23 protein-coding genes and 1 pseudogene are annotated in these 24,061 nt (G+C 60.9%); 12 read left to right on the forward strand and 12 right to left on the reverse strand.

The features are described from left to right. From GR212_RS32725 to GR212_RS32735, 3 genes and pseudogenes are all read left to right on the forward strand, one after another. A pseudogene (locus tag GR212_RS32725) lies at positions 1 to 120 on the forward strand (Gfo/Idh/MocA family protein); the annotation flags it as partial. A gap of 12 nt (positions 121 to 132) precedes the next feature. Further along, on the forward strand, positions 133 to 1,308 hold the full coding sequence (locus GR212_RS32730) for a dihydrodipicolinate synthase family protein (RefSeq protein ID WP_163993466.1): 1,176 nt from the start codon (positions 133 to 135) through the stop codon (positions 1,306 to 1,308). A gap of 31 nt (positions 1,309 to 1,339) precedes the next feature. After that, the gene (locus GR212_RS32735) at positions 1,340 to 2,164 is read left to right on the forward strand and encodes a sugar phosphate isomerase/epimerase family protein (RefSeq protein WP_163993468.1); all 825 of its coding nucleotides are present in this window, start codon (positions 1,340 to 1,342) and stop codon (positions 2,162 to 2,164) included. A gap of 85 nt (positions 2,165 to 2,249) precedes the next feature. Here GR212_RS32735 and GR212_RS32740 read toward each other — a convergent pair whose 3' ends face one another. Both GR212_RS32740 and GR212_RS32745 read right to left on the reverse strand, forming a co-directional pair. Next, positions 2,250 to 3,356: a branched-chain amino acid ABC transporter substrate-binding protein gene (locus tag GR212_RS32740; RefSeq protein ID WP_163993470.1), complete on the reverse strand. Its 1,107-nt coding sequence runs from the start codon at positions 3,354 to 3,356 to the stop codon at positions 2,250 to 2,252. A 1-nt stretch (position 3,357) separates the two neighbouring features. Next, positions 3,358 to 3,723, reverse strand: coding sequence for a hypothetical protein (locus tag GR212_RS32745; RefSeq protein WP_163993472.1), 366 nt, complete (start codon positions 3,721 to 3,723; stop codon positions 3,358 to 3,360). Positions 3,724 to 3,755: 32 nt separating this feature from the next. On the opposite strand from GR212_RS32745, the gene GR212_RS32750 reads away from it, so the two are divergent. After that, positions 3,756 to 4,580 (forward strand): aminoglycoside phosphotransferase family protein, encoded by an 825-nt coding sequence (locus GR212_RS32750; RefSeq protein WP_163993474.1) that lies wholly within the window; start codon positions 3,756 to 3,758, stop codon positions 4,578 to 4,580. Here GR212_RS32750 and GR212_RS32755 read toward each other — a convergent pair. From GR212_RS32755 to GR212_RS32785, 7 genes are all read right to left on the reverse strand, one after another. Next, entirely contained in the window at positions 4,577 to 5,962 is a 1,386-nt protein-coding gene (locus GR212_RS32755; protein ID WP_163993476.1) for an FGGY-family carbohydrate kinase, read from the reverse strand. The genes GR212_RS32750 and GR212_RS32755 overlap by 4 nt on opposite strands. Further along, a complete protein-coding gene (gene rhaM, locus GR212_RS32760) occupies positions 5,959 to 6,285 on the reverse strand; it encodes an L-rhamnose mutarotase (RefSeq protein ID WP_163993478.1) in 327 nt (108 codons plus the stop codon). The genes GR212_RS32755 and rhaM overlap by 4 nt, the downstream gene beginning before the upstream one ends. Then, positions 6,282 to 7,295 carry an ABC transporter permease gene (locus tag GR212_RS32765; RefSeq protein WP_163993480.1) on the reverse strand — a complete coding sequence of 338 codons (1,014 nt, stop codon included), beginning with the start codon at positions 7,293 to 7,295 and terminating at the stop codon, positions 6,282 to 6,284. The genes rhaM and GR212_RS32765 overlap by 4 nt, the downstream gene beginning before the upstream one ends. Continuing rightward, positions 7,292 to 8,296, reverse strand: a complete 1,005-nt coding sequence (locus GR212_RS32770) for an ABC transporter permease (protein ID WP_163993482.1) — start codon at positions 8,294 to 8,296, stop codon at positions 7,292 to 7,294. Before GR212_RS32770 ends, GR212_RS32765 begins: the two co-directional genes overlap by 4 nt. 10 nt (positions 8,297 to 8,306) lie before the next feature. Beyond that, on the reverse strand, positions 8,307 to 9,842 hold the full coding sequence (locus GR212_RS32775; RefSeq protein WP_163993484.1) for a sugar ABC transporter ATP-binding protein: 1,536 nt from the start codon (positions 9,840 to 9,842) through the stop codon (positions 8,307 to 8,309). A gap of 73 nt (positions 9,843 to 9,915) precedes the next feature. After that, entirely contained in the window at positions 9,916 to 10,911 is a 996-nt protein-coding gene (gene rhaS / locus GR212_RS32780; protein WP_163993486.1) for a rhamnose ABC transporter substrate-binding protein, read from the reverse strand. Positions 10,912 to 10,964: 53 nt separating this feature from the next. Next, the gene (locus tag GR212_RS32785) at positions 10,965 to 11,777 is read right to left on the reverse strand and encodes a DeoR/GlpR family DNA-binding transcription regulator (RefSeq protein ID WP_163993488.1); all 813 of its coding nucleotides are present in this window, start codon (positions 11,775 to 11,777) and stop codon (positions 10,965 to 10,967) included. A gap of 208 nt (positions 11,778 to 11,985) precedes the next feature. Between GR212_RS32785 and GR212_RS32790 the strand changes: the two genes are divergently transcribed. Both GR212_RS32790 and rhaI read left to right on the forward strand, forming a co-directional pair. Next, positions 11,986 to 14,082, forward strand: a complete 2,097-nt coding sequence (locus GR212_RS32790; protein WP_163993490.1) for a bifunctional rhamnulose-1-phosphate aldolase/short-chain dehydrogenase — start codon at positions 11,986 to 11,988, stop codon at positions 14,080 to 14,082. 220 nt (positions 14,083 to 14,302) lie between these two features. Continuing rightward, positions 14,303 to 15,595: an L-rhamnose catabolism isomerase gene (gene rhaI, locus GR212_RS32795; RefSeq protein ID WP_163993492.1), complete on the forward strand. Its 1,293-nt coding sequence runs from the start codon at positions 14,303 to 14,305 to the stop codon at positions 15,593 to 15,595. 74 nt (positions 15,596 to 15,669) lie between these two features. Here the strand turns inward: rhaI and GR212_RS32800 are convergent, their stop codons facing one another. Both GR212_RS32800 and GR212_RS32805 read right to left on the reverse strand, forming a co-directional pair. Beyond that, positions 15,670 to 16,107, reverse strand: coding sequence for a VOC family protein (locus tag GR212_RS32800; RefSeq protein ID WP_163993494.1), 438 nt, complete (start codon positions 16,105 to 16,107; stop codon positions 15,670 to 15,672). Between the two features lie 122 nt (positions 16,108 to 16,229). Next, positions 16,230 to 16,946, reverse strand: a complete 717-nt coding sequence (locus tag GR212_RS32805) for a helix-turn-helix transcriptional regulator (protein ID WP_163993496.1) — start codon at positions 16,944 to 16,946, stop codon at positions 16,230 to 16,232. Positions 16,947 to 17,048: 102 nt separating this feature from the next. Between GR212_RS32805 and GR212_RS32810 the strand changes: the two genes are divergently transcribed. After that, positions 17,049 to 17,447 carry a VOC family protein gene (locus tag GR212_RS32810; RefSeq protein ID WP_163993498.1) on the forward strand — a complete coding sequence of 133 codons (399 nt, stop codon included), beginning with the start codon at positions 17,049 to 17,051 and terminating at the stop codon, positions 17,445 to 17,447. 445 nt (positions 17,448 to 17,892) lie between these two features. After that, the gene (locus tag GR212_RS32815; protein WP_163993500.1) at positions 17,893 to 18,690 is read left to right on the forward strand and encodes an HpcH/HpaI aldolase family protein; all 798 of its coding nucleotides are present in this window, start codon (positions 17,893 to 17,895) and stop codon (positions 18,688 to 18,690) included. A 139-nt stretch (positions 18,691 to 18,829) separates the two neighbouring features. Here the strand turns inward: GR212_RS32815 and GR212_RS36990 are convergent, their stop codons facing one another. Continuing rightward, positions 18,830 to 18,976, reverse strand: a complete 147-nt coding sequence (locus GR212_RS36990; protein ID WP_204326860.1) for a hypothetical protein — start codon at positions 18,974 to 18,976, stop codon at positions 18,830 to 18,832. Between the two features lie 232 nt (positions 18,977 to 19,208). Here GR212_RS36990 and GR212_RS32820 point away from each other — a divergent pair, with 232 nt between their 5' ends. The 4 genes from GR212_RS32820 (at position 19,209) to GR212_RS32835 (ending at position 24,032) form a co-directional block, all read left to right on the forward strand. Continuing rightward, a complete protein-coding gene (locus GR212_RS32820; RefSeq protein ID WP_348643587.1) occupies positions 19,209 to 20,270 on the forward strand; it encodes a LacI family transcriptional regulator in 1,062 nt (353 codons plus the stop codon). Positions 20,271 to 20,474: 204 nt separating this feature from the next. Continuing rightward, positions 20,475 to 21,443, forward strand: a complete 969-nt coding sequence (locus GR212_RS32825; RefSeq protein ID WP_163993504.1) for a sugar phosphate isomerase/epimerase family protein — start codon at positions 20,475 to 20,477, stop codon at positions 21,441 to 21,443. 10 nt (positions 21,444 to 21,453) lie between these two features. Next, on the forward strand, positions 21,454 to 22,575 hold the full coding sequence (locus tag GR212_RS32830) for a Gfo/Idh/MocA family protein (RefSeq protein ID WP_163993506.1): 1,122 nt from the start codon (positions 21,454 to 21,456) through the stop codon (positions 22,573 to 22,575). Between the two features lie 209 nt (positions 22,576 to 22,784). After that, on the forward strand, positions 22,785 to 24,032 hold the full coding sequence (locus tag GR212_RS32835) for an ABC transporter substrate-binding protein (protein WP_246726160.1): 1,248 nt from the start codon (positions 22,785 to 22,787) through the stop codon (positions 24,030 to 24,032). The last annotated feature ends 29 nt before the right edge of the window (positions 24,033 to 24,061 follow it).

A 24,061-nucleotide genomic window follows, 5' to 3' on the forward strand; every position in this document is an offset into this window, starting at 1 on the left:
GACGCGCCGTGGCGGTACAGCCTGCGCGAGGGCGCCAAGGGCGTGCAGCTGGCCGAGCTGGCGCAGAAGAGCTGGGCAGAACGCCGATGGATCGACGTCCCATCGCTCGCCGCAAGATAAGGAGACGATCCCATGACGAAAAATCTTCGATTGCCGACAGCCAACGGCGCCATCGTTCCATTTACCGCCGCCAACGAGCCGCTGATTGCGCCGGCAAAGCCGGCGGGCGGTCATCATTTCAATCGCGTGGCTTATGCCGCCGCCCACATCGTGGTCGATGCGCTTGCCGACAACGATCCCTGGCTTGACCGGAACATCGATTGGGAACGCACGATTGCCTTCCGCGAATATCTTTGGGGTCTCGGCCTCGGTGTGGCGGAGGCGATGGATACCGCACAGCGCGGCATGGGCCTGGACTGGGCAGGTGCGAAGGAGCTGATAGCCCATGCGCAGTCGGCAGCCCGAGGCCGTCCGGATGCCGTGATTGCCTATGGCGCCGGCACCGATCATCTGCAGCCCGGTCCCGATGTCACGATCGACGACGTCATTGCCGCCTACGAGGAGCAGATCGGCTATGTGGAAGGGCAGGGCGGCCGGATCATTCTCATGGCGAGCCGGGCACTTGCCGCGGCCGCCAGAAGCCCGGACGACTATGTCCGCGTCTACGACCGCATCCTCGGTCAGGTCAAAGAGCCCGTCATGATTCACTGGCTCGGTTCGATGTTCGATCCGGCCCTGGCGGGCTATTGGGGATCAGCCGACGATATGCAGGCCATGGAAACGGCGGTCGCGATCATCAACCAGAATGCGGCCAAGGTCGATGGCGTGAAGATATCGCTGCTTTCGGCGGAGAAGGAAATCGTCATGCGCCGGCGGCTCGATCCTGCCGTCAAAATGTATACCGGCGACGATTTCAACTATGCCGAGCTGATTGCCGGCGACGAACAAGGCTATTCGCACGCATTGCTCGGCATCTTCGATGCCATCGCGCCGGCTGCGAGCGCTGCTCTCACAAAGCTCGCGCAGAACGATCTCGACGCCTTCCATGCAATCCTGGCGCCGACCGTTCCGCTATCGCGCCATATCTTCAAGGCGCCGACGCGCTTCTACAAGACCGGGGTCGTCTTCCTCGCCTATCTCAACGGCTTCCAGGATCATTTCCAGATGCTTGGCGGCCAGCAGAGCGCCCGCTCGATCCAGCACCTTTCGGAGCTGTTCCGTCTGGCGGATACGGCGCGGATCCTGCGGGATCCTGACTTGGCGACCTATCGGATGAAGGCAATCCTTGCCACGGTCGGCATCGATTAGCGGATAAAGGGATCGGGGGAGGATCATCACGATGGCCATAGACGGTCTGTCCATCAATCTGGCGACGGTGCGCCAGCAATACGACATGCGCCAAGCGGTCGAAGCCTGCCTCAAGCAGGATATCGTCGCAATCGCGCCATGGCGCGACCAGGTGCATAAGATCGGGCTGGCGGAAGCCGCGCGCATCGTTGCGGACAACAAGCTCCAGGTGACGGGCCTTTGCCGCGGCGGCATGTTTCCTGCCGCGGATGCAGAGGGCAGGGCGGCCGCTATCGACGACAACAAGCGCGCGATCGATGAAGCGGCTGCGCTCAACGCCGATTGCCTTGTTCTGGTCGTCGGCGGATTGCCGCAGGGATCGAGGGATATCGTGCATGCCCGCGAAATGGTCGCCGACGGTATTGCCGCAATCCTGCCGCATGCCCGCAGCGCCGGAATTCCACTGGCGATCGAGCCTCTGCATCCGATGTATGCGGCGGATCGCGCCTGCGTGAACACGCTGGAGCAGGCGCTCGACATCTGCGATCTGCTGGGGGACGGCATCGGTGTCGCCATCGATGTCTACCATGTCTGGTGGGATCCGAAGCTTCATGAGCAGATCGCCAGGGCGGGTGCCGGTGGCCGGATCCTTGCGCATCATATTTGCGACTGGCTCGTGCCGACCACGGACCTGCTGCTCGATCGTGGTATGATGGGTGACGGCGTCATCGACCTCAAGCGCATTCGCGCCGAGATCGAGAAGGCGGGCTTTTTCGGCCTGCAGGAAGTCGAGATATTCTCTCAGAACAACTGGTGGAAGCGGCCGGGCGAGGAGGTTCTCGCGACCTGCGTCGAGCGCTTCCGCACCGTTTGCTGAATCGGCGCCGCTCGGCCACAGATTGGCAATAAAAAGCCGGGCCAGCGAGTGGCCCGGCGCTATTTCACAGCATTGATGCGACGGCTTATTCGGCCGAAACGATCTTGCCGCCTTCCCACTTATAGAGCGAGAAGCTCTGCGAGGTCAGGTCGCCGGTTTCGCCGTAGGTGACCTTGCCGATGGCGGTGTCGACAGGTTCGCCCTTCTTCAGGGCGGTGCCGACGGCTTCGGCATCATCTGCCTTGCCGGCCTTTTCGATGCCGGCCTTTAGCACCTGAACGGCAGCATAGGCGTTCAGCGTGAAGGCTTCTGCCGGGATATTGCGTGCCTTCAGGGCTGCGACGGCGCTCTGGGAATCCGGGTTCTTCAGCGCGTCGGAGGCGTTGGTGAAGAGCGTGCCGGCAGCCGAATCGTTGGCGATCGCCCAATATTCGGTGTTGGAAAGCCCGTCGCCGCCGATGATCTGCGCCTTGACGGAGATGTCGTGCAGCTGGCGGGCAAGCAGGCCCGCTTCCGGATGATAGCCGCCGAAGTAGATCACTTCGACGCCTGCCTGCTTCAGCTTCGCCGTCAGGGCGCTGTAGTCCTTTTCACCGGGGGTCAGCGAGTCGTTGACGACCTCGGTGACGCCGCCCTTGTTGAGGGTCGCCTTGAAGGCGTCCGCTAGGCCCTTTCCGTAGGCGCCCTTGTCGTTGAGGATCGCGATCTTCTTGTCCTTGAAGTGGTTCAGGACATAATCGGCGGCAACGGTTGCCTGCTGGTCGTCGCGGCCGCAGGTGCGCAGGATGTTGGTCAGGCCGCGATTGGTCAGGTCCGGCGCGGTCGCGGTCGGCGTGACCATCAGGATGCCGTTTTCGGCAAGCGCGTCGGAGACCGGAATGGCGACGCCCGACGTTACCGGGCCGACGACGAAGCGGATGCTGTCGCCGACGAAGCCGTTCGCCACGGATACGCCCTGCTTCGGGTCGCCGGCGTCATCGCCAAGCTTCAGGACGAGCTTCTGGCCGAGAACACCGCCGCTCTTGTTGATTTCGTCGATGGCGGTCTGCGCGCCGTTCTTCACCTGCTCGCCATAGGCTGCGACCGGGCCGGTCAGCGGCGCGATGAGGCCGATGGTGATGTCCGCATGCGCGAGAGGTGCGAAGGCCAGCGAAGCGACGAAGGTCGCGGCCGTCAATGTCTTCAGACTCATTTTATCTCTCCTTGGATGGGCGCGGCAGCGCCCTTTGAACCCGCTCGCAATCACCTGTCTCGACGCGCAAACTGCCGTGAGCGGGTCTTTTGAAGAAGACAGGGCTGATATCGAAGCCGATGATCGCTTTCGGACATTTTTTGATCTCGAAAGCGCCCATGAGGGTATTTTCTGTAGGAATATTGCGACGATTCCGCAAGAAAATAACCGTCGCGAGGACAATTTTGACGATTTTCGCGAAGTTTCGACGAGGGATGGTTGTTGCAGGCTTGCTGCCGGGAGCCGAGTGATATGGCGATAAAACGAAATGGATCCGGACGTGGAAATCTCCATGCCGCTGATCCACATAAGCTATGGTGCCTGCCATGACCTGACGCGTGCCAAGGGGGTGAATGCCGCGTGAACGAGAATGACGTTTCGAAAGCCTATCTCGACCTCTGGGGCCTGATCCCGGACGGCGATCCGATCGTGACCCATTCGAGCCGGCTTTTCCCCGTGCGCCGCGATGGCGAGCCAGCCATGCTGAAGATCGCCGTCGCACCCGAGGAGAGAGCGGGGGCCGAACTCATGGTCTGGTGGAATGGCGTCGGTGCCGCGCGCGTTCTCGAACACCGGGACGATGCCATCCTGCTTGAACGGGCGACTGGCAGCCGCTCACTTGCCGAGATGGCCAGGAGTGGGCGGGACGACGAGGCAAGCCACATCATCTGTAAGGCCGTCGCCGGGCTTCATGCTGCTCGCGGGCGCGCTTTGCCGCAATTGGTTCCTCTCATCCATCGGTTTCGCTCGCTCGAAGCTATGGCTCACTGCGAAGGGGGTGCTTTCGTTCGGTCGGCGATTACTGCGCGCAAGCTATTGTCGGAGCCTCGCGATGTCGTGGCCCTGCATGGCGACATTCATCACGGCAATATTCTGGATTTTGCGGAGCGCGGCTGGCTCGCGATCGATCCGAAGGGGCTCGTGGGTGAACGCAGCTTCGACTACGCCAATCTCTTTTGCAATCCGGATAATGCCGTCGCCACGGCTCCCGGCCGCCTCGCGCGGCAGGTGGCAATCGTTGCGAGGGCGGCGCGGATGGAACGCGGCCGCCTGCTCAGATGGATCGTTGCCTGGGCCGGCCTTTCAGCAAGCTGGCTGATCGAAGATGGCGAGGACGAACATGTCGAGCCAACGTTGCGCGTTGCCGAAATCGCCGCTGCCGAACTATCCATGGCGGGGACCTAGGAGGCTATAGCCTCGCGCCAGGCCTGCCGATAATCGATCAACCCTGGCAATTCGGCGCGAAGGGGCGGGCTGTCGGCTGCAGCTGCAGGTCGTATCCCCGTCAGCAGAGCGGCGCCCTGGCTCGTGCCTGTGGAGCCCTCGAGCGCAATGACATCGGTGTTCGTCAAGGCGGACAGGGCGATGAGGTAGGCGCGATTGCGCGCGAAGGGTCCTTCTACGAAAATCTGACCCCTGGCGCCGATCAGGCCCAGGCAGGCTTCCGTCATCAGTGCAAGATAGAGGCTGACGGCGGTAAGGCGCTCGGCATTGCTTGCTGAGGCATCGGCGATCCAGCGCCGCGTCCGGCCGGGAAACGGCCCTGATCCTTCGACGACGTTGGGCAGAAGCATCAGGCCTTTGGCGATTGCCTGCTCCAGCGCAGCTTCGGTTGCCTCAGGAGGCGCATTGCCGATTTCGGCGGCCAGGATCTCGAACTCGCGGCCACCCATGAAACGGGCCGAGGGTACGGCGCGGCCATAGGCGTCGACATTGGCAAGCGCGTCGCGTTCGGGATCGAGGTGTTCCAGATCGCCGCCGACGCCGAAGCTGATCACCCAGGTTCCGGTCGAGACAACCGCAAAGGGGGCCTCGTTTTCCACCAGATGCGGCAGAAGCGAGGCATTGGAGTCATGGATGCCGCAATAGACGGGCACTCCCTTTGCCAGCCCCATGTCGGCGGCAAGCGCCGGCAAGACCGGGCCGAGCGCATCGAAAGCCGGGCGTACCGGCGCCATCAGCGCGCGGACGCCAAGCGTGTCGACGAGAGACGAATAGCTTCGCGTGGTCGGATTCCAGAGATCGGTGTGACAGCCGAGCGAGGTCACTTCGTTGGCCGCGACGCCGCTCAGGCGGAATGCCCAATATTGCGGATAGGTCAGGATCGTGGCGACACGGGCGAAATCGTCGGGAAAGGTGCTTTTCAGGTAATGAATCTGGGCGCCGACATTGAGCCCCATCGCCAGGCGCGGCGAAAATGTCTCGGCAAATTTCGGTCGCAACCCGTCATAGTCGTCCTGAACGGCCTGGGGGTAGACGTGTTCGTAGTCGAGAACAGGCATGGCAAGGCTGCCATCGGCGGCGAGCATCGCCGCAGAGGCGCCATGCGTGGTGATCGATATGGCATCGAATCCCGGCGTTCGGGCGAAGCCTCCGAGGGCCGAGATGATGAAGTCCCACAGCCCCGCAATATCGTAATGTGGATAGGGGCCTGACTTCAGGACGCCGTTCGAGGTCTTGACGGCGGCAATTTCGGCACCCATCCCGGCATCGAGCACAACGACCTTGGCGTTCGTCTTGCCGATGTCGACCACGGCGATACGGCGGTAGGCTGTCGCGTTGCTCATGGCAGATGAAAGACCGTGACGAGATCGCTCTGAACAGGCGAGCTATCGGAATTGGTCGCCATGATGTCGGCCATATGCGCCCACCACTTCTTCATGACGGGGTGCTCCGGCAGGCTCGCCATGGCGTGATCCTTCGACCGCGTCAGCACGCCGAACAATGTGCTCGTCTCGCGATCGAGATGAATGGAATAATCGCTCACGCCCGCCTGGTGCAGCAGCTCCACCAGCTCGGGCCAGATTTCGTCATGGCGCCTTTTGTATTCCGCCTCCATGCCAGGGTTGAGCGTCATCTTGAAGGCGTGGCGTTCGAGAGCTGATGTCATTTGGAGCTCATGGTCCTGAGGCGCCTGGCGACGATGGGCAGCGCGATGGTGATGATGAGAAGCAAGCCGATGAAGATCGACATGACGATGCCCGGAACGTTGAGCAGGCCGAGGCCGAAGGTGACGAGGCCCATCACGAAAGCGGCGATGACGACGCCGCCGATCGTCCCCGAGCCGCCGAGGATCGACACGCCGCCGAGCACGACCATGGTCACGACCTCAAGCTCCCAGCCGAGGGCGATCGAAGGGCGGGTGGAACCGAGGCGCGAGGTCAGGCACACGGCGGCAATACCGCTCATGAGGCCGGTCAGAAGGAACAGGATGAACTTGATCCGCTCGACCGGAATGCCGGAAAAGCGTGCCGCGAAATCATTGTTGCCGATCGTATAGACCTGCCGCCCGAAATTCGTCGCATGCAGCAGGATCGCGAAGACAATCGCCAAAACGATGAAGAGAACGAATTCGAACGAGAAGACCCAGACGACATAACCCTGACCGAAATAAGCAAAGCTATCCGGATAGTTGCCATAGGCCTGATCGCCCAGCACGATATAGGAGATGCCGCGGAACAGGCTCATCGTGCCGATGGTGACGACGATCGAGGGCAGCTTCAGCGCGGAAACGAGGAAGCCGTTGAACAGCCCGCAGACAAGGCCGACGCCCAAGCCGATCACGACGAGGCCGGGCGTATCTACCCCCATTTGCGCGGCAGCACCCATCGCCGTCGAGGCAAGGGCGATGATGGCCGCGACCGAGAGGTCGATTTCGCCTGCTATCACCAGCAACGCCATCGCAAAGGCGATCATCGCCTTTTCAGTGAAATTGAACGTCGCGTCGGAGAGATTGTAGGGGTCGAGGAAATAGGGTGACGCTAGCGAGTTGAAGATGAAGATCGCGACCGCAACGCCGAAGAGCAGGGTCTCCCAACTGGCCAGGATCCGCTTGAAGGGCGTGCCGAGGCGGTCCGGAATGGCGCGTTTTTCCGTCGGTACTTGCGAAACGCTGCTCATGTGCTTGCTCCCAGGCTGGCGACATCCTTTGCAGCCTGATCCCGAAGGATGATGCGGCCGCGATTGCGTTCGCGCCGGGCATTGAAGACGACGGCAAGAATGATGACGGTGCCTGATATTGCCATCTGCGTGAACGGGGAAATGCCGATGACCGGAAGGGCGTTCTTGATGACGCCGAGGAAAAGCGCGCCCAGCACGGCGCCGGCAACCGAACCGACGCCGCCAGCAATCGAGATGCCGCCGATGACACAGGCCGCCACGCTATCCAGCTCGAAGCCGTTGGCGATATCGACATAGGCGACGGCGTAGCGCGATACCCAGAGATAGCCGCTGAGGCCGGCCAGGGCGCCGGATAGAACGAAGGCGAGAAACCGCGTCCAGCCGACGTCGATGCCCGCATACACGGCCGCGACCGGATTGCCGCCGCTGGCATAGGCGGAGCGCCCGAACTGCGTATAGCGTAGCAGCAGATACATCATCAGCACGATGGCGATGCCGATCCAGGCAAGCACAGGCAGGCCGAGAAGCGGCGTGCGCGGCACGTTCAGAAAGACCGGGGTGAACTGGTGAGCGTTGACCCAGGCGCCGCCCGACAGCACGAAGGCCATGCCGCGATAAATCGTCAAGGTGCCGAGCGTGACGACGATGGGCGGGATTTCGAGCGCCCAGACGAGATAGCCGTTGATGGCGCCGAGAAACGCCCCCATCAGGATTGCGGTGACGATGAGGGCGATCAGCGGAATGTCGGGATAGGCCGCATTCAGCATCGCCACCGCCATGCCGGTGAAGGCGAGATTGGCCGCGACGGAAAGATCGATCGACTTCGTCAGGATGACCGTCATCTGGGCAAGAGCCAGGATGATGAGGATCGAGGTGTCGTTGAAGATATTGGCAAGATTGGCGGGTTCGGCAAAGCCGGCCGCGCGTGTCGCGAAACCGGCTATCATCACGACGATGATGACGGCGAGCAATGTTTCGCGTTTTTTAAGGATGCGTGGCATCCCGTCCTCCCTATGCGTTGCCGGTGGCGGCGCGCACCAACGTTTCCGGCGTCAGTCCCTCACGCTCGAAAAGGCCAGCAGACAGGCCTTCCTTCATGACCAGCACGCGATCCGCCATGCCGATGATCTCGGGCAGTTCGGAAGAGATCATGATGATGCTGAGGCCCTCGGCTGCCAGTTCGCTGATGAAACCGTGAACGGCTGCCTTCGAACCGATATCGATGCCCTTGGTGGGTTCATCGAGAATGATGATCTTCGGTTGCGTCGCGAGCCATTTGCCGATGACCACCTTTTGCTGGTTGCCGCCGGACAGCGTACCGACCGGCACGGAAAGGGCGGCCGCGCGTAGATCGAGGCGCTCGGCGTATTTACGGGCAAGCGCGAACTCATTGGCTGCCTTCAGAAAGCCCTTGCGCGAGGTGCGCCCCAGCGAGGGCAGCGACATGTTCTGATAGATCGGCATGGGCAGGGCAAGACCATGGCGGCCGCGCTCTTCCGGCACATAGACGATACCGGCGCGAATGGCATCCTGCGGCGTGCGGACATGGATTTCCTGTCCGTCGAGCGTCAGGCGTCCGGACAGCGGCCTGGTTATGCCGAAAAGCGATTGGCAGAGCTCCGAGCGCCCAGCGCCGATCAGCCCGTAAACGCCAAGGATCTCGCCGCGCCGCAGCTTGAAGGAAATGTCGCGGAATTCCGTGCGGTGACAGTATTTGTCCACCTCGAGAACGGTGTCGCCGATGGTGACGGACACTTTCGGGAAAGCGTCCTTGACATCGCGCCCCACCATCATGCGGACGATTTCATCCTGTGGCGTTTCCTTGAGCGCCCCGTGCCCGACGGCCTTGCCGTCGCGGAAGACGACGAAATTGTCGGCGATTTCATAGAGTTCATCGAACTTGTGGCTGATGAACAATATGGCCTTGCCCTTTGCCTTCAACCCCTGAACGATGCGGAAAAGATCGTCGATCTCCTTGCGCGAAAGGGCGGCGGTCGGCTCGTCCATGATGACGATGCGGGCCTCGATAGACAAAGCGCGTGCGATCGCCACAAGGTGACGCTGCGCAATGGAGAGGTCCTTCAGGCGGGTGGTGGGATCGATCGCGCTTTCGAGCGATTGAAGAAGCTGCTTCGACCGGCTGTTCATCGTCTTCCAGTCGATGGTGCGCCAGGACGTGCGCGGCGCATGACCGAGGAAGATGTTTTCGGCCACGGTCAGCTCGTCGAAGAGCACGGTTTCCTGGTGAATGGCCGTGACGCCGGCATCGATGGCGGCCTGCGCATTGGCAAAGGCCGCCGGCTTGCCGTCGACGAGAATCTCGCCTTCGTTCGGGCGATAGATGCCGGTCAGGATCTTGACGAGGGTCGATTTGCCGGCGCCGTTTTCGCCGATCAGGGCGGTGACCTTGCCGGGGTAAAGCGAAATGCTGACGCCATCCAGCGCCTTGACGCCTGGAAAGATCTGGGAAATGCCGCGCATTTCCAGAATGGCCTGATTGTTCGCGGCTGGTGTACCCGCCAGGGATCGTTGAAGGACTGTGGTCATCAGCAATGTACCGGATCAGTGAAACCAGGTCCGGCGGCTGACGCCGCCGGAGAGCTGCGGATAAGATTTTCGATCAGAAAACCTTGGAGAACTGATCGATGTTCGAGGCGTTGTAGACGAACGGATCGGCCATGGCGGCTTCGCCGTTCTTGTCGACCTTGATCTTGCCCATGCGGCCGGCATTGATTTCGCTGCCCGGCTTGCCGTCGGTCTCGCCCTTGACGAGGCGATAGGCGATCTGCGTTGCCGAGTAGCCGAGATCGATCGGGTTCCAGATGGCGAATTCCTTCGTCGCGCCGGACTTGATGGCGCCAGCCATTTCGGACGGCAGGCCGAGGCCGGTCACATAGACCTGGCCGATCTTGCCGGCATCCTTGACAGCCTGCGAAGCGGCCAGCACGCCGACGGTCGTCGGGGCGACGATGACCTTGACTTCCGGATGCGAGGTCAGGAGGCCCTGGGCTTCACGATAGCTCTTGTCGGAAAGGTCGTCACCGTAGACCGTCGTCACCAGGTTGAGGCCCGGGAAGTCCTTCAGCTGCTTCTTCATCTCGCCGATCCAGATGTTCTGGTTGGTCGAGGTGGTCGTAGCCGACAGGATGGCGAAATCGCCCTTGCCGCCGTCGAGATGATCCTTGGCGAGCGTCAGGCACATCTTGCCGATCAGCTCGTTCGAGGAGGGGTTCAGCTGCAGGATGCGGCCAGCCGGCGCCACGCCGGAATCCCAGGAGATGACCTTGATGCCGCGTTGCTTGGCCTTCTTGAGGGCCGGTACGACGGCATCCGGATCATTGGCGGAAATGGCGATGGCATCGACACCCTGTGCGATCAGCGAGTTGATCACTTCGATCTGGCCTTCGGCCGTGGTCGAGGTCGGGCCGGTGTAGATCACCTGCACGCCGCCGAGATCCTTGGCCGCTTCCTGGGCACCCTTGTTGGCCGCTTCGAAGAAGCCGTTGCCCAGCGACTTTACCACGAGGCCGATCTTGATGTCCTTGGCGCTGGCCGTGCCGGCCATCAGTGTCGCTGCGAGCGCGACGCCGATCGCCAGTTTCTTTGCTATATTCATGTCTCTTCCTCCCAAGTTGATAGGCTATGCTCACCCCATCGCGGCCACGTCCCTTATGCGACCGACGGGGAATCTTCCTCCTCGGCCTCAGCCGAAACATTTGCGATAATCAGCGATACGCCGGCGCCCTCGATCATCCGCACCGTCTCTGCCGAAATGCCGTCATCGGTGATGATCGTCGTCACCTGTTCAAGCGGGCAAAGGATCAGACTGGAGCGCTGGCGGAACTTGCTGGAATCGACCATGACGATGAGTTCATCGGCCTGGCGCATCAGCTTCTGCTCGCTCTGGATCAGCAACCCATCGGCTTCCATGATGCCGAGGGGGCCGACGCCCTGCGCGCCGAGGAACATGCGCCGTGCGTAGAAATTGCGGGTCGTATCATTGTCGAAGGGCGACAGGATCAGGCTCTGCTCGCGATAGATCGCGCCACCCGGAACCGTCACCGTATTTTTCGAGTGCTTGACCAGATGTTCGGCAATGGCGAAGGAATTGGTCATCACCTGCAGCCGGAAGGCCGAGATGTAATGCACGAGCTGGAATGTGGTTGTGCCGCCGTTGATGATGATGGCATCACCGGGGTTGCACAGTTCGGCGGCCTTGCGCGCAATTGCGCGTTTCTTGTCGATATTGACCGATTCTGAAACGCGGAAGGGGCGGCCGGCCAAGTTGCCGAGCTGCGGGGGGTGAATGGATTCGGCGCCCCCACGGACGCGGCGGATCTTTCCCTGTACGTGCAGGGCGGCGATATCACGGCGTATCGTCGCTTCCGAAGCCTCTGTCAGCTCGGAAATATCCTGAATCGTCACCACAGGCTTTTCCTGTACGGCGCTCAGAATAATGCGATGGCGTTCACGTTCGTGCATCGGCTCCTCCTTGTTGGCGGTTATTTCTCAAATATGACAAGGTGTCAATCATAAACGATCATAAACTTTCATATTGCATCGCAGCATTGTCGAAAATGATCGTTTTCGATTGACAAAGTGACTGTGTGTGAGCGATATCCTGCTCACAAAGAGTGGTGCCATCATGTTCCGGTCCGCTCGCAAGACTTGATTTTCAAGGGAGGATGACATGGCGGCTGACGTTCAGCTTTTGAAGAACCGTTGGGATGACGCATATGCGGCTGGTCTCGATGAGCCGGGCAAACTGCTCTACCGGTCGAATCTGCTGGGTGCCGACAAGCGTATCACCAACTATGGCGGCGGCAATACGTCGGCCAAAGTCATGGAAACCGATCCGCTGACCGGAGAGAAAGTCAAGGTTCTGTGGGTCAAGGGCTCTGGCGGCGATGTCGGCACTATCAAACTCGACGGGTTCGCCACGCTCTATCAGGATAAGCTCGACAGCCTGAAGACCATCTATCGCGGCGTTGCTGACGAAGACCGGATGGTTGGCTTCCTGCCGCATTGCACCTTCAATCTGAATGCCCGCGCCGCCTCCATCGACACGCCGCTGCATGGCTTCGTGCCGTTCACCCATGTCGACCACATGCACCCCGATGCCATCATCGCCATTGCCGCCTCGAAGAACTCGCGCGAACTGACGCGCGAAATCTTCGGCGACGACATCGGCTGGCTGCCCTGGCGCCGACCGGGCTTCCAGCTTGGCCTCGATCTCGAAGCCTTCGTCAAGGCGCATCCGAATGCCAAGGGCGTTGTGCTGGAAAGCCATGGCCTCTTCACCTGGGCCAATGATGCCAAGGAATGCTACGAGCTGACGCTTCAGATCATCAACAAGGCGATCGAATGGTTCGCCGCCAAGACGGAAGGCAAGACCATTTTCGGCGGCGCAGCCGTTCAGAGCCTGCCGCAGACGGAACGCCGGGCAATCGCCGCCCGCCTGATGCCTGAAATCCGGGGCCGGATCGGCAAGGCGGAGCGCAAGCTTGGTGATTTCGACGATCAGGACGCGGTGCTCGAATTCGTCAATTCGAAGAATCTCCGCCCGCTCGGCGCGCTCGGCACCAGTTGCCCGGACCATTTCCTGCGCACCAAGATCCGGCCGCTGATCGTCGATTTCGATCCGGCCAAGCCCGATGTCGATGCCGTCATCGCCGGTCTCGACAAGGCGCTGGAAGATTATCGTGCCGATTACGCCCGCTACTACAACGACTGCAAGCATGACAATTCGCCTGCCATGCGTGATCCGAATCCGGTGATCTTCCTGGTTCCGGGCGTCGGACTGCTCTCCTTTGCCCGCGACAAGGCGACCGCCCGCATCGCCGGCGAGTTCTATGTCAACGCCATCAACGTCATGCGCGGCGCATCCACGGTCTCCGAATATCAGGGCCTGCCGGAGCAGGAGGCTTTCGATATCGAATACTGGCTGCTGGAGGAGGCAAAGCTGCAGCGCATGCCGAAGCCGAAGAGCCTTGCCGGCAAGGTCGCCTTCGTTACCGGCGGCGCCGGCGGCATCGGTCGTGCCACGGCAGCGCGCCTGGTCGGCGAAGGTGCCTGCGTGGTACTGGCGGATATCGACGAGGCAGCGCTCAAGGGCACGCACGAGGATTTCGTCAAGAGATACGGCGCCGATGCTGTGCGCAGCGTCAGGCTCGACGTCACCAAGGAAGATGCCGTCATTTCCACCTTCGCCGAGGCTTGCGTCGAATTTGGCGGCATCGATATTCTGGTGTCCAATGCCGGCATCGCCTCGTCGGCGCCGATCGAAAGCACCGAACTTTCGATGTGGAACCGCAATATCGACATTCTCGCGACCGGCTATTTCCTCGTATCCCGCGAGGCCTTCCGGCTGTTCCGCCGCCAGAACCTCGGCGGCAACGTCATCTTTGTCGCGTCCAAGAACGGTCTTGCGTCCTCGCCGAATGCTGCGGCTTATTGCACGGCCAAGGCAGCCGAGATCCATCTGGCCCGATGCCTTGCACTGGAAGGCGCAGACGCCGGCATCCGCGTGAATACGGTCAATCCCGATGCCGTTCTTCGCGGCTCGAAGATCTGGAACGGCGAGTGGCGGGAGCAGCGTGCCGCCTCCTCGAAGATCGAGGTGGACGATCTGGAGGAGCATTACCGCAAGCGCTCTATGCTGAAGCTCAACGTTTTCCCCGAGGATATTGCCGAGGCAATCTACTTCCTGGCTTCTGATCTTTCCGCCAAGTCGACCGGCAATATCATCAACGTCGATGCCGGCAACGCGCAGAGCTTTACGCGCTAGTTAGCCACGTTTCCTTCTCCCCAGCGGGGAGAAGGTGGCCCGAAGGGTCGGATGAGGGGTACGTGGCACAGTCTGCCTTTCGCTTGCGCTCAAGCTATTCGTCGCTGTGCTCCTCATCCCCCTCATCTGCCCGTTGGGCATCTTCTCCCCGCTGGGGAGAAGAGGAAGCTGTACGATCGAAACGTTGCTACATTTCGAATGACGCACTTGGGAGGAAAGAATGGCCGAATACAGGATTGCACCCGATCTGGTCGCAGCAGAAAACGATAAGCGCGTTGCCGCGCTGAAATCCGACTATGAGGCGCTGGGCGCCACGCTTGCCCGCCGCGGCGTCGACATTGAAGCCGTCACGAAGAAGGTCTCCGAATTCTTCGTCGCCGTACCCTCCTGGGGCGTCGGCACCGGCGGCACACGCTTTGCCCGCTTCCCGGGAAGCGGTGAGCCGCGCGGCATTTTCGACAAGCTCGACGATTGCGCCGTCATCCAGCAATTGACGCGCGCAACGCCCAAGGTTTCGCTGCATATTCCCTGGGACAAGGCCGACGTAAAGGAATTGCGGGCAAAGGGCGATGCGCTCGGCCTCGGCTTCGACGCCATGAACTCCAATACGTTCTCCGACGCACCCGGCCAGGCACATTCCTACAAGTTCGGTTCGCTCAGCCACGTCGACGCGGCAACGCGTGCGCAGGCCGTCGAGCACAACATCGAATGTATCGAGATCGGCAAGGCCATCGGCTCCAAAGCGCTGACCGTGTGGATCGGCGATGGCTCCAATTTCCCGGGCCAGACCAATTTCACCAAGGCGTTCGAGCGCTATCTTGCCGCCATGGTCGATATCTACAAGGCGCTTCCGGATGACTGGCGGCTGTTTTCCGAGCACAAGATGTACGAGCCTGCCTTCTATTCGACCGTGGTTCAGGATTGGGGCACCAACTACCTGATCGCGCAGACGCTCGGGCCAAAGGCACATTGCCTCGTCGACCTCGGACATCACGCGCCGAACACCAATATCGAAATGATCGTCGCGCGGCTTATCCAGTTCGGGAAGCTCGGCGGCTTCCACTTCAACGATTCCAAATATGGCGATGACGATCTCGATGCCGGCGCCATCGAGCCCTACCGCCTGTTCCTCGTCTTCAACGAACTGGTCGATGCCGAGCGGCGCGGCGTCAATGATTTCAATCCGGCGCATATGATCGACCAGTCGCACAATGTCACCGACCCGATCGAAAGCCTGATTTCCAGCGCCAACGAAATCCGCCGGGCCTATGCGCAGGCCCTGATCGTCGACCGCAATGCGCTGGCCGACTATCAGGATGCCAATGACGCGCTGATGGCGTCGGAAACGCTGAAGCGCGCCTATCGCGCCGATGTCGAGCCGATCCTTGCGGAAGCCCGACGCCGCGCTGGCGGCGCCATCGATCCGGTCGCGACCTATAGGGCAAGCGGCTACCGCCGCAAGGTCGCCGCCGAACGCCCGGCCTCCGTTGCCGGTGGTGGTGGCATCATCTGACGTGACAGGGTGCCGACGCAAGACAGCGTCGGCACCCGATGCTCGTCGTTGCCATATTTGCCTTCGTACCGCACTCAGCCGAGCTCCTGGGCGAGCCCGATGAGAAGCCCTTCAGGCCCGCGGATGTAGCAGAGCCGGTACGCGTTTTCATACTGGACGACTTCGCCCACGAGCTGCGCGCCGCGTGCGCGAAGCCTTGCAAGGGTTTCGTCGATGTCGTCCACGGCGAACATGACGCGGAGGTAACCCAGGGCGTTGACCGGGGCATTCCGATGATCCGCGACGACAGGTGGCGTGAGGAAGCGGGAGAGTTCGAGCCGGCTGTGGCCTTCCGGTGTGCGCATCATGGCAATCTCGACACGCTGATCACCCAGTCCAGTGATGCGTCCGGCCCATTCTCCTTCGACCGTCGCCCGCCCTTCGAGCTCAAGGCCAAGTTCGAGAAAGAAATCAATCGCCCCTGTGAGGTCTTCGACGACGATTCCGACGTTGTCCATCCGCTTGAGCGCCATGTTTCCTGTCTCCAAGATGTCGTTTTGATCTACGAGGTGTCGCCCAGTCTAACAATGGATGCTTGAGGCTCCAATACCGGCGGCCAAGCCAGCATTCGCTGAAGCTGGCGTGCCACCGTTGTTCAGCGCAGAGCGGGCGGCCCTGATGGATGGAGTTGAGCCTCTCGCCAGGTAGACCAGCGACGACGCAGTTCGCCTGGCCGTAGGCCATAACTTTCGCCGAGCACATCGGCCTCGAGAATCCTGTCCGTGCGGAAATGTCGGAAGTCTTGGCGTAGCTCGCACCATGCCACCAGGATTCGGCTGGTATCGGAATAACCGAGGATGACGGGCCACACGGTCCGTTCGGTTTCCTCGCCTGCGTCCGTCCGATAGCGCAGCCGAAGCTTTCGCCCTTCGCGGACCGCTACGCGGAGCATCGCGGGGTCGATGGTCTCTTCTTCCGCTCGCTGGACGACCGGTCTGGCGCCAACGCTCGGCTCGGCGATGAAGGGACGCAGATGTGCCGGAACAATCGCGGTGATCTTGGCGACGACATCGCGTGCGGCATTGGCGAGGATCTTGTCGGAACGGCCCGCAACCCACTGCGCTCCGAGGACCACCGCCTCGATCTCTTCGGGGGTCAGCATCAGCGGCGGCATCGAATAGTCAGGCGAAAGCAGGTATCCGAAGCCCGCCTCGCCCTCGATCGGCACCCGCTGGCCCATCAGGTCGGCGACGTCGCGATAAACCGTCCGCTTCGATACTTCGAGCTCGTCCGCCAGCGCGGCGGCGGTTACCGGTCGGCTCGACCGGCGCAAAATTTGTATGATCTGAAACAAACGGTCGGCGCGGCGCATTCATACTGACTCCTGCTGCCAGTATGCTGGCAGCAGGGACATGCGACAAGAGCCTTCGAGCCGACAAAGAGAGAGTGTGCCGGCCTTTTGAAGGAGTATCCGATGAAATTAGCATCCACGCGCCTGATCGCCGCCGACATCAAAAAGGTCGTCAGCTTTTATGAGATGATTACGGGCCAGGCGGCAGAGTGGCTGGCGCCGGTCTTTGCCGAGATCGTTACCCCGGCGGCGGCGCTCGCGATCGGAAGCGCCGAGACGGTCGCCCTGTTCCGCGAAGGGAGCGCCGAACCCTGTGCCAATCGCTCCGTTATCATCGAATTCCAGGTCGACGATGTCGATGCAGAATTCGCCCGGCTGAAGGACAAGGTGGAGGTTGTACACGAACCGAAGCTGATGCCATGGGGCAACCGGGCAGGACAGATTCGCGATCCCGAGGGGACGCTCGTCAGCCTCTACACACCCGTCACCGACTTTGCGAAACAGCGTTTTGCGGGGCGGTGATCGTCCCTGGCCTTGCGAAGGGTGGGGACATCCCGTGCGCGGTCAATGGCTCGCTGGGCGCCCTTCTTGAGCTGCTTGCAAGAGGCTTCCGCCATGTTCCGCGGCGCGCCTGTGCATGAAGCGACTTGCGGATCGATGATGCCGGCCGATCGACGGCATCGTTTGTCCCCGGTGATGTCTTCGTCGTATTGCCGGTGTGGCTAATTGGCCAAGCAACGATGATATCTGCTTATTTGTCATGTTTGTCCGGCAGATTGGAAATTAGCTGTCGACTGGATAACCGAGCTTATCGAAGCTGCTCTTTTGCGATTTGAATGCGGCTCCTGTTCACTTTCGAGTGGTTCGGCCATGAGAATTGAGTATTGTCGATTGCAACGGCCCGCCCTTGATCTGGCGGTTGAGGCTGCCTTCAAAAATAGGGCCTGTTATTGATAAGCGAGGAAACATGACAACGACTGACATTAACGGTTTTGCCGGACGCCTGAAGCGCCGCGAGAATGGCGGCATGATTGCGGCCTGGGTCGGTACGCCCGATCCGATGTTGGTCAATCATCTCGCGCAGGAAGATTTCAATACCGTCGTGCTCGACATGCAGCATGGCATGTGGGACATGGCGTCCGCCGCCAGCGGCGTTGCCCATGTGAGGCTTGCAGGCAAGCCGGCGATTGCCCGCATCCCGGTCGGCGATTTTGCTTCCGCCTCGCGCCTTCTGGATGCCGGCGCTTCCGCCATCATCGCGCCGATGATCAATTCCGCCGACGATGCGCGCGCCCTGGTGAAGGCGACGAAATATCCGCCGCTCGGTGAGCGCAGCTGGGGGCCTTCGCTTGCTCTCAATCATTTTGGCATTCCTGCCGAAGACTATCTGCAGAGCGCCAACAGCCTGACCGTGACCATCGCCATGGTGGAAACCCGCACGGCGCTCGATGCGATCGACGAGATTCTTGCCGTTGACGGCATCGACGGCATCTTCGTCGGCCCGTCCGATCTGTCGATCGCGCTTTCGAATGGCGCGCGGCTTGCGCCCGACAGTGCTGCAATCGATCAGGCGCTTGCCACCGCGCTCGCGCGTTGCCGCGCCCACGGCAAGGTCATCTGCGCTTTCGGCAGCGATGGAGACCGCGCCGGGCAATATCTGAAACTTGGCCTCGATCTCGTCATTGCCGGCACTGAAACGGCACAGCTGCGCGCCGGCGCGCGCACGGCCATTCAGGCGGCTCGCAAGATCGCGGACCAAAGCTAACCCTTACAGGCTTGTCCAAGGAATTTCTGGACAGGCTGATACGCACCCTGCGATCCCGAACAATAGTTTTGGACCTGCCGCTATCAAGCAGCGGCAGGTCCAAACGTTTATGGTATCGAGCGACGGGCGTTTAGCCCCGTCAGTTTACGAGTTTTACGAAGCAGGGATTATACGACTCTTCGCCGCATCCGCCGCGGGCTTTTGCCGGCGTGATTGTATTCTGCGTGGCGATCAGCACGAGCGCGACGGCAATGACGGTCAATACGGTCTTGGTGTACTTATCCATGAGTTCCCCCCGATGATGGAATGACTAACAATGTGCACTTTAAAATTGCTTTTCTGAATGCTGGCTGAATATTGATGCTTAAGGTTGTGTCCTGTATGGCCTGCCGACATCAGATCGACAGCCCAGGCACGCAGCTCTTCCTCTTCTACTTTGATCGCAGCCTGCGCTTGCATCATCACCCGCCTGCGGGCATTCTCGCGCCGATATGGCGGAGCGGAATGATTTGTCGAAGGTGCAGGGATTGGCGGTAGGACGCGGCTTGCGGCGCGAAGCAGGTCAGCGCGTGACCTTGCGAACGGTTGCGACGGCTCTTGGCCTTTCGGTCACAACCGTTAGCCGCGCGTTGAAGGAAGGTCCCGAGGTCAATCGCGAGACGATCGAACTCGTCAAGCGCGTAGCGGGCGAGCTCGGCTACCGCCCCAATCTCGGCGGCATCAATCTTCGTACCGGCAAGACCCACGCCATCGGCATCGTGCTGCCGTTCGGGCGAGAAGGGGAAATGAATATCGTCGTCGCCTCGCTGATCGAGGGCGCTTCGCGCTACATGAAGGCACGAGGCTACCGCACGACGATCGTACCGCAGCTGCAGGCGGATGATCCGTTGGCGACCGTGCGCGATATCGTCGAGGAGGGATCGGTCGACGGCATCGTCATCACGCACACGACCCCGCAGGACGATCGCGTCAAATATCTGCTTGAAACCGGTATGCCCTTCGTCACCTTCGGCCGAACCGAGCTTTTGAGCGTTCATCCGAGCATCGATCTCGATCATGAGGAAATCGGCGCGCAGGCGGCTCGCCTGCTTCTCGATGCGGGTCATCCGATGCCGTTGCTGATCGCGCCCAGCGATCAATTCACCTACAGCCTGCAATTCGTGCGCGGCTGGCGCAGGACCTTTGCCGAACGCCATCTGCACGTCCCGGACAATTGCATTCATTTCACCGCGGCAACGCCGGACAATGGTCGCGAGATGGCAAGGCGCATAGCGGCCCAGAACCCGGAAGCGACCGCTGCTTTCGTGGCGAGCGAAGAGGCCGCGCTCGGCTTCCTCGCGGGCTTGCGCGATGCGGGGCGGCAGGCCGGCAGCAATTTCGCCCTGATCACCTATGGCGGCACGGCATTGCCGGATTTCTTCAATCCGCCTCTCAGCACCTTCTATTACTCGAACCATGCCATAGGCGAGCGGTTGGCCGCCTTCCTGCATCGGGCGATCGCCGGCGAGGACCCCGCTGAGTTGCGTGAAATCGTCAGCGCCGCATTCGTGGATCATCAGAGTCAGATACGTCACGGATAAGCAGCGCTGCGACTTGCAATGTGAGGAGATGCCCGGAAGTTATTCGTAACGTTACGGATTATGAAATTCCGTCTGTATATCATGCAGGAAGGCGAAAAATATCGCATTGACAGCGGCCTTCTTTTCTATAATCGTAACGTTACGAATTGCCGGATACGGGTGAGGAGACCACCGGCAAGGGATATCGATGTAAGAGCGGAGGCCATGCCTCAGGCATCGCGCCGCATTCCAAGGGAGGATGACGTGAGCGACGGCTCGCTTTTTTTCGGATCGCCAATTTGGACCTTCAATTGGAACCCGCCCTACCAGGCGCCGCTCAGGCGGCTTGCCCGCACGGGCTGCAAGGGTTTTGAGCTGACCGCATGGTCGGTGGATATGCTGGCCTATTATACGCCCGAGACCATTCGCGAATTGAAGGGGATTGCCGACGGAGAAGGGTTGGTGCTCACCAATTTCTTCTTCAATCTGCCGTTCAGCCGCGCCGCGGATGCCGCCGTTTCGACGGTCGATCTGGATGGCTACAAGCGCGGAATGGATGTGGCGGCTGCAATCGGCGCGCCGATCGTCACCAGCATGACGCCCTATCCGTTCCAGTCCGACGTCAAGCCGATCCTGCAACGTCCGATTTCGCAGGAATGGAGCGCTGCCGTCGAGCCGCAGTGGGACTGGACAGGCGAATATGATGCCGTGGTCGAGGGGTTCGCCCGGGGTTGCGAGATTGCTGCTGCCGTCGGCCTGCGGGTCGCGATCGAGCCGCACCCTTATCGCTGGGTCAGTTCCGGCCAGGGGATGCTGCGCCTGATCGAGCGCACCGGCGCTGCCAATCTGGGCCTCAATTTCGATCCCAGCCATCTCTTTCCCGCCGGCGACATGCCGCATTATGTCGTGCTGGCGCTCGGCAAGCGCATCTTCAACACGCATTTTTCCGATAATGAGGGCCATACGAACGCCCACTGGCGGCCAGGGCGGGGCAAGATCGACTGGAAGGCGATCTTTGCAGCGCTGCGGGCCATCGGTTATTCCGGTCCGATCACGCTCGAGCTGGAAGATGCGCCGGGGGCCTCGCACTGGACGCATTTCCGGGAAGCGACACCGGAATTCGACGACGAGATGCGGCGCGGCATGAGTTATCTGCGCGCCGCTGCCGCCGAGCTTGATATCATCATTTCCTAGAGGCAATTCAATGAGCACTCAGCCCATGAAAGTCGGCATCGTCGGCGCCGGCAATATCAGCGCCACCTATGTCGCGACCCTGCATATGTTCGATTTCATTCGCGTGAAGTCGGTCTACGATCTCTACGACACGTCGGCGCGGAAGCTCGCCGATCAGTTCGGCATCGAAGCCGTCGCGCTCGATGCGATGCTTTCCGACCCGGAAATCGGCCTGATCATCAATCTGACGACGCCGGTCTCGCATTATGCCATCAGCAAGAAGGCGCTTCTCGCCGGCAAGCATGTCTATTCGGAAAAGCCGCTTGGCGTCTCCATGGCCGAGGCCGAGGAGCTGATGTCGATCGCCCGGGCAGGAGATTTGCGGCTCGGCTGCGCTCCCGACACTTTCCTCGGCGGCGGCCACCAGCTGACCCGCCGGCTTCTGGACGAGGGGCGCATCGGCAAGACGATCTCCGCCACCGCCATGCTGCTCCTGCCCGGCCATGAGCACTGGCATCCCAACCCTGCCTTCTTCTACGGTCGCGGCGGCGGCCCGATGCTCGATGTCGGTCCCTATTACGTCACCAACCTGATTGCTCTGCTCGGCCCCGTGCGCGAGATTTTCGGAACCGCCAAGATCACCCGCATCGAACGCACGGTAAAAACCGACCCTCATCGCGGCGAAACGATCAAGGTGCTGGTGCCGACGCATCTGACAGGGGTGATGGAATTCCACAGCGGCGCGACCGTCACCATCGCCACCAGCTTCGATGTCATCAAGCACAAGCATAATCAGATCGAGCTCTACGGCTCCGAAGGGACGATGGTGACGCCGGATCCGAACAACTTTACCGGAAAGGTCGAGATATTCCGCGATGGCGGCGAGGACTGGGAAGAGATCCCCGTCGATCACCCCTATACGGAAGGCGTGCCCGGACATCTCGGACTGCGCGGACTGGGAGCCGCGGAAATGGTGGATTCCCTTCGCTCCGGACGGCAGCATCGCGTATCGTCGGAACTGGCATTCCATGCACTGGAGGTCATGACCGCGTTCGAACGCTCGGCCCAGTCGCGCAGGGTGGTTGCAATTCACAGCAGCTGCGGTCGTCCCGACCCGATATCGCCTGCAATTAAAGAGGGACGTTTCGTATAGGCTGCGCTATAAAGTTGGGAAAATGCAGTCCTTTCGGACTGTGGGCTTGACGAAGGGGCATGCCTGAGAAAGCATTGCCTGCTTGCCGAAGGGAATGGAGGCCCGACGGCACGGTTTTGGAGGATCGTTGAATTCGGCATCCGATGTCTGGGGACGGCGGCGGCTGAACACAGGCGTTGGAGAACGCAATCAAAAAGGAGGAGGAACGTATGCGTAAATTGATGATGGCATTGGTTGGCGCCACGGCGCTGGTCGCTACGAGCGTGACCGGCGCGCTTGCCGATGGCAAGAAAGCCGAAGTTCTGCATTGGTGGACTTCCGGCGGCGAAGCCGCCGCCGTGAAGGAACTGGCCAAGGCCTTCAATGACGCCGGCGGCGAATGGGTGGATACTGCGATTGCAGGATCCGGCTCGACGGCTCGTCCGATCGGCATCAACCGCATCATCGGCGGTAATCCGCCGACGGCCATGCAGTTCAACACCGGCACGCAGATGAATGAATTGGCCCAGCAAGGCCTGCTGCGGTCGCTCGATGATCTTGCCAAGGAACAGGATTGGAAATCGGTTCTGACGCCGGCCTTCTATCAGGCCATCCAATTTCAGGGTCATATCTACGGCGCTCCGATCAATGACCATGGCCAGAACTGGGTCTTTTATTCCAAGGCCGTCTTCACGAAGGCGGGCGTGACGGAAGAGCCGAAGACCTGGGATGAAATGTTTGCGGCGCTCGACAAGATCAAGGCCGCCGGCCTGATCCCGGTCGCCGTCGGCGGTCAGCCCTGGCAGCTGCAGTCGATGTTCAACGCCATCCTGCTTGGGGAAGGCGGCAAGGAACTCTACGGCAAGGTGTGGAAGGATCTCGACACGGATGCCGTGAAGTCCGACAAGTTCAAGCATGTGGCCGAAGTCTTCGCCAAGCTGCGCAACTATCAGGATCCTGGCAGCCCGAACCGCGACTGGAACGTAGCGACCGGTATGCTGGTGGACGGCAAGGCGGGTATCCAGTTCATGGGTGACTGGGCAAAGGGTGAATTCATTCATGCCGGCCTCGTCGCCGACAAGGATTTCGGCTGCATTCTCGGACCGGGCGAATCCAACTTCATGATGGGCGGCGATATCTTCGTCTTCCCGGTCCTGAAGGACAAGACGGCGATCGACGCACAGACCCTGCTGGCAACGGTCATCATGTCGAAGGAGGGCCAGCTTGCCTTCAACTCCAAGAAGGGTTCCGTGCCCGTGCGTCTTGATGTCGATACGTCGAAGCTCGACGCCTGCGCTCAGAAGGGTCTGAACGCGCTCAAGGATCCGAGCCGCCAGATCCTTGCACCGGATGTGCTGACCCCGCAGGACATCGTCCAGACCGAAGGCGACCTTATCGCTCAATACTGGACGACGCCCAGCATGACGGCAGACCAGTTCGCCGATCAGTTCGCACAGGTGATTGAACAGGCGAAGTAAGCTTCGATCGACATCCATGCGGCGGCAGG

Source organism: Martinezella lusitana, assembly GCF_010668395.1.
Taxonomy (GTDB): domain Bacteria; phylum Pseudomonadota; class Alphaproteobacteria; order Rhizobiales; family Rhizobiaceae; genus Rhizobium; species Rhizobium lusitanum_A.